At 68.1% G+C, this 5,515-nt stretch carries 5 protein-coding genes; 1 reads left to right on the top strand and 4 read right to left on the bottom strand.

Annotation, left to right across the window (positions count from 1 at the left end):
- From IMZ11_RS41705 to IMZ11_RS41690, 4 genes are all read right to left on the bottom strand, one after another.
- Positions 1-495 (bottom strand): ROK family protein (locus tag IMZ11_RS41705; RefSeq protein ID WP_228648979.1); only part of this gene is annotated, 495 nt, incomplete at its 3' end.
- On the bottom strand, positions 492-1,316 hold the full coding sequence (locus IMZ11_RS41700) for a carbohydrate ABC transporter permease (RefSeq protein ID WP_061260903.1): 825 nt from the start codon (positions 1,314-1,316) through the stop codon (positions 492-494). The genes IMZ11_RS41700 and IMZ11_RS41705, both read right to left, overlap by 4 nt.
- Positions 1,313-2,248: a carbohydrate ABC transporter permease gene (locus IMZ11_RS41695; RefSeq protein ID WP_228648977.1), complete on the bottom strand. Its 936-nt coding sequence runs from the start codon at positions 2,246-2,248 to the stop codon at positions 1,313-1,315. Before IMZ11_RS41695 ends, IMZ11_RS41700 begins: the two co-directional genes overlap by 4 nt.
- Positions 2,245-3,564 (bottom strand): ABC transporter substrate-binding protein, encoded by a 1,320-nt coding sequence (locus tag IMZ11_RS41690; RefSeq protein WP_228648975.1) that lies wholly within the window; start codon positions 3,562-3,564, stop codon positions 2,245-2,247. The genes IMZ11_RS41695 and IMZ11_RS41690 overlap by 4 nt, the downstream gene beginning before the upstream one ends.
- Before the next feature lie 1,119 nt (positions 3,565-4,683).
- Here IMZ11_RS41690 and IMZ11_RS41685 point away from each other — a divergent pair.
- Positions 4,684-5,118: a hypothetical protein gene (locus IMZ11_RS41685; protein ID WP_228648973.1), complete on the top strand. Its 435-nt coding sequence runs from the start codon at positions 4,684-4,686 to the stop codon at positions 5,116-5,118.
- Positions 5,119-5,515: the final 397 nt, after the last annotated feature.

The raw sequence follows: 5,515 nt of genomic DNA, 5'->3' as shown, positions 1-5,515 counted from the left end.
GGGTTCGGGTGCCGGGCCGGGCTCGGGAGGCGGCGCGGGCAGCCAGCCCCACGAGCCCGCGCTGCCGTGCGCGCCCTTCCAGATCCGGCCGTCCACCAGCAGCGCCCCGCCGATGCCCGTGCCGACGGCCAGCAGTACGGCGGACCTCGCCCCCCTGGCCGCGCCCTCGGCCGCCTCGGCGAGCAGGGTGAGATGGCCGTCCAGGCCGAGCCGCACCGTCGTGCCGAGCCGCCGTTCCAGGTCCTCCCGGAGGGGCCGGCCCTCGATCCAGGGCAGCGCGGGGACGAACAGGGGGCGGTCGCCGTCCGACGTCCCCGGAAGCCCCACCCCGACCGCCTCCGGCCGTCCGGCCGCCGCGCACAGGGTCGCTATCTGGTCGAGGAAGGCGTCGTACGAGCCGGCGACGGGAACGGAGACGATCTCACCGCGCCGGCCGGACGTCTCGGTCAGCACGCGGACGGACGTGCCGCCCACGTCGATCCCGATGAAGATCAACCCTTCACCCCCGTACGCGCGACGCTCCGCACGAACACCCGCTGCGCGAGCAGGAAGACCAGCATGGTCGGCACGCTGGCGATCAGCGCCCCCGCCATGACGACGTTCTGGTAGCGCACACTCGTGCTGTAGGAGAGCAGGCGGCTCAGCGCGAGGACCACGGGGAACTTGTCGTCCGACTGCAGGATCGACAGCGGCCACAGGAAGTTGTTCCAGTAGAAGACGAACGCGAAGATCGCCAGGCTGACCACGGCCGGCCGCAGCAACGGCGTGATCACCCGCCACAGGATCCGCGCCTCCGACGCGCCGTCGATGCGCGCCGCGTCGATCAGCTCGTCGGGCACGTCCGAGATGAACTGCCGCATCAGGAAGATCCCGAACGCGTTCGCCAGCCAGGGCAGCATCACGCCGAGATACGAGTCCGCCAGGCCCATGGTCGAGACCAGCCAGTACAGCGGGACGAGGGTGACGATCGGCGGCAGGAACATCGTGGCGACGACGGCCCAGAACAGCACGTCGCGCCCCTTGAAGCGGTACTTCGCGAACACGTATCCGGCCATCACGCTGGTCACCAGCACCGACAGGGTCGACACCCCGGCGATCAGCACGCTGTTGAGGAACGCGTCGCCGAACGGGATGACCTGGAACACCTCGCCGAACGCGCCCAACGACGGGTCGGCGGGGAACCAGGTCGGGGGGACCTTCTGCAGTTCCTCCGGCCCCTTGAGCGCCGAGATCACCATCCAGTACAGCGGGAACAGCGGCACCAGCATGACCAGCGCGAATGCCAGCGCGGTCGCCACGCGTACGGCATGCTTCATGACCGCCTCCTCATCGCGGCGAGTACGACACCGGCGACGGCGACCAGGATCAGCAGCAGGCTGAACGCCATCGCGCTCGCCTGACCGGCGAGGCCGTACTGGAAGGCGGACCGCTGGATGGCGAACGACAGCACCGTGGTGCTCTCCGCCGGGCCACCCTGCGTGAGGATGTAGACCGGGTCGAAGACCTGGATCGCGTTGATGATCGCGATCAGCACGATGAACGTGGTCGTACGGCGCAGCAGGGGCAGCGTGACGCTCACGGTCTGCCGCCAGAATCCCGCTCCGTCGATGCGGGCCGCCTCGTAGAGGTCGATCGGGATCTGGGTGAGCCCGGCGATGACCAGGATCGTGTAGTAACCGATCATCTGCCACACGTGGAAGACGACGAGCGAGACCAGGGCCGTGCCCGGATCGCTGAGCCAGGCCGGCGCGTCCAACCCGACGGCGTCGAACGCCTGGGCGATCGGGCCGTAGTCGGGGGCGTAGAGCGCGCCCCACACGATCGCGATGGCGACGGTCGGCACGACGTACGTCGAGAACAGCGCCGCTCTGGCCACGCCCTTGCCCGCGTTCTTCGGGAAGTAGAGCAGCATCCCGAGCGCGAGAGCGAGGGGGATCGTGACCACCAGGACGAGCAGCACGTAGATCACGGTGTTACGGAGGGCGGTGAAGAACTCCTGGCTGGCCAGCAGATCCTGGTAGTTGCCGAGGCCCCGCCACGACATCTCGGACAGCGGCGTGTACATCGACCAGTCGTGCAGGCTGATCCAGAAGGTCAGCGCGATCGGCACGGCGACGAACACGCCGATGACCGCCATGGACGGCGACAGGAAGGCGACCGCCGCGGCCCTCCTGGAGATCCCCCGAGCTCCCGCCCGCCGTCCGGGCGTCGCCCGGACGGCGGTGGTGGAGCGAGTCCGTACCGTCATGCGCCGGCCTTGGTGAGGATGTCCGCGACCTCCTTCTGCGCCGCGGCCATCGCCTCCTGCGCGGTCTCCTTGCCGAAGACGACGTTCTCGATGTGCTTCTGCACGGCCTGGCTCATGGCCTCACCGCCCAGCACGGCCGGGAACGGCTTCGCGTTCGGCAGCTCGGCCACGTACGCCGCGATGAACGGGTCGGAGAGGTCGCTCTTGTGCGCGGTCAGGTCGCTGGTGCGGCTGGGCAGGATGCCCATCGACATCAGGATGTCGCCCATGGCCGAGGAACCGTTCTTGCCGCTTTCCGGGCCGTTGAGGAACGCGAGGAACTTCCAGGCGGCGTCCTGCTTGGCCGTCGTCGCCTTGCCGTTCACGACAGTGAGCCACGAGTAGGAGACCGGCGCGGACGCGGTGCCGCCCGGCCCGACGGGCAGCGGGGCCACGGCGACGTCACCGTACTTGTCGCCCATGGCCTCCTTGAGCGCGCTCTGCCACCAGTTGGCCATGATGATCATGCCGGTCTTGCCGTTGACGAAGTTGTCGAGGTAAGGGCCGGTGGTGTTCGCGTTCGCGTTGCTCATGGACGGCTGGGTCGAGCCCTCCTTGACGAGCCGGGCGTACAGCTCGGCCGCCGCGAGGACCTTCGGATCGTCGAGTTTGGGGGTGCTGCCGTCGAGCAGCGCGCCGCCGTTCGATCCGACGAGCGACAGCCAGGGGTGGACGACGCCCGCGGGCCAGCTCGTGATGACGCCGAAGCCCTGCTGCGTGACCTTGTCGCCGTCGCGCTTCGTCAGCTTGGCGGCGGCGGAGACCAGCTCGTCCCAGGTCTTGGGTGGCGCCGCGATGCCCGCTTCGGCGAAGAGCTTCTTGTTGTAGTTCAGCGCGTAGAGATCGACCTCGTTGGGGTAGCCGCGCGCGGCGCCCTGCTTGGTGATGCCGTCCACCAGGTTGGCGGGCCAGTTGGCCTTGAGGTCGGCGGCGGCCGTGGCCGGGGCGGGCGCGGCGATGCCGTCCCTGACCAGCTCGGGCAGCCAGAGGTCGTAGATCCCGGCGATCGTCGGGCCGTTGGGGCTCGCTCCCTGTGTTCTCAGCGTGCTGAGCAGGTTGGCGAACGGGACCGCTCGCACGTCGACGGTGACACCGGGGTTCTTCTTCTGGAACTCGGAGGCGGCCGCCTTCAGGGCCGTCACCTGCTCGGGTCCCCAGTGGGTGAGGAACGAGATCGTCTGCTTGCCGCCGTCGTTCCCCGTGTCGCCCGAGCCGCCACATGCGGTGAGCGTGAGCGCCAACGCGGCGCCAAGGGAGATCACTCCGGTGATCCTCAAGGGGGTTGCCTCCTCCCCGCTGTACGGCGCCGCACTTGGTGGCGTCGTTACATCGTTAGGTTGTTATAACGAATTTCCGGACGGTTGGGAACCCCCCCGCACACGCCGTTTTCGCCGTCCCTCGGGCCGTGTTTCGTGGCCCTCCGGGGGCGAGACGTAGGTCGTGCCGCCGTTCCTTCCCGCGCCGCGTCGCAGGTCGGAAGTGCGAATCTGTGGGCGGAGGCGACGTCCCAAGGGCGTGGGGGTGGTGGTCCCGGTCACGTCCCAAGGGCGTGTGAATCCGTGGGGGGAAGCGACGTCCCAAGGGCGTGGGGGTGGTGGTCCCGGTCACGTCCCAAGGGCGTGTGAATCCGTGGGCGGAGGCGACGTCCCCAGGGTGGAGTGCGTGAGGCCGGGCGGCCCGGCACTGACCACTGGTACAGGCCGTCCTCGTCCGGCCATCCCTGTCGTCGTGTCCATCCAGGCCCGACCAGGCCCCTCCAGAGGAGGGCGGCCCGGAAGCGGACGCCTGGATTGGCGGTGCGACAGGTCGATCAGGGGTGGGGCGGTTTGGACGCGCGGCCGGCCGGGAGCGTCCGGGCCGGGACGGTGATGGGTCTCCCGAATTCGTGGGGTTTTTATGGATTCGATTGTTGCGGGTTCGCCTTCCCGGCATTCCTATATCCGACGGTTTGTCTGGGGTGTATCGGGGATGTGTCGCTGAGGCTGTGATGCCACAGGAAAGATCGTCGTATGTCGCAGGTGGCGTGCGTCTCGGATGTTCAAGCGAACTAAATTGATTTGGCGTATATGTCCAGAAATAGTGTGTCGCTAATTTCATCGAGATCTGCGACAGAATTCGTTGTCTCCCGCGAAGCCGTCGTGCAATAATTCGTGTAGATGTTCGGATACCGCTCAGGGGGGGTGGCGTGAACGGGGCATTTGGGTCTTTCGAGTTCTCTACGGAAAATCGGCCACGCCGTTCTCTTAAGGGGCCGTGCGATGCCGAGTGGTGGGCGCAGGTGGGGGCGCTCGGGGCGGCCCGCGCGTCGCGCGGCGGTTCGGCGCTCGCGCTCGATCACGCCCTCGATGGCACCTTCGGCAGCGTCTCCGGTAACGGCAGTGTCAGTACGTCCGGAAATGCGTACGACGATCCTCGGCGAAATTCCCACGACGGCACCTGCGGGGCTCGCGATGGCGCCTGCGGGGATTCTGGCGACAGTCGCAGTGCCTTCGGTACGCCTCCCCGCGATGCTCGGCATGGTATTCGCGATGGGTCCCCTGGTGACGCCCGTGACGGCATTCTCGGTGACATTAACGACAGTGCGCGCAACGGTGTCCGTAGCGGAACTCCTACCTTTTTTCGTGACGATGCCGATGGCAATTCCGGTGGTGCTGTTCATCGTGATGTTCGTAGTAATGCTCGCGACGAGGCCAATGACAATGCCCGTGGGGACGTTCCTCGCTGTGCGCGTGGCGGCATCCATCGGGACGCTCGTGCCTGTGCCGATGAGGGAAGCATCCGTGGCGTTGCCGCTGACGGCATCGGCATCGGCATCGGCGGCGATGGCATAGGCGAAGGTTCCGGTATCGGTAGCGCTGGCGGTGTGGGCGTGGGCGCCGGTGTTGTCACGGGCGAGGGATACCGCGCCGGCGAAGAGGCGGGCGAAGGCGCTGGAGCCGGGGGTGAGGTCGGCGGCGGTGGTGGTGCTGCAGGTCGGGGTCCGGGGTGGGGTCGGGTGTCGTGGCCGTTGGTGGCCTCGGTTCGGGAGGCGGCGTCCGCGTTGGCGCTCGCAGCGTTGCCGGAGTCTGCGGGGGTGTGTCTGGCCGAGGCGGAGGATCTGTTGTTCGCGCGGGATCGGCTGGTTTCGGCGGTCGCGGCGCGGGTGGAGCGGGTCCATGCTGCTGGTGAGGCGAGGGCGTATGGGCATGGGTCGACGAGGTTGTGGTTGCGTACGGGGGCGGGGATGAG

It is taken from the genome of Microtetraspora sp. AC03309 (assembly GCF_020826795.1).
In the GTDB taxonomy this organism is placed as follows: Bacteria; Actinomycetota; Actinomycetes; order Streptosporangiales; family Streptosporangiaceae; genus Microtetraspora; species Microtetraspora glauca.
Note: the sequence above shows the minus strand (reverse complement) of the source record. Positions and strands in the feature narration are given on the sequence as shown.

Excerpts from the sequence above, each read along its gene's own strand:
- IMZ11_RS41700 (WP_061260903.1), bottom strand. The coding sequence starts at position 1,316 with ATGAAGCATGCCGTACGCGTGGCGACCGCGCTGGCATTCGCGCTGGTC.
- IMZ11_RS41695 (WP_228648977.1), bottom strand. The coding sequence starts at position 2,248 with ATGACGGTACGGACTCGCTCCACCACCGCCGTCCGGGCGACGCCCGGA.
- IMZ11_RS41685 (WP_228648973.1), top strand. The coding sequence starts at position 4,684 with ATGCGTACGACGATCCTCGGCGAAATTCCCACGACGGCACCTGCGGGG.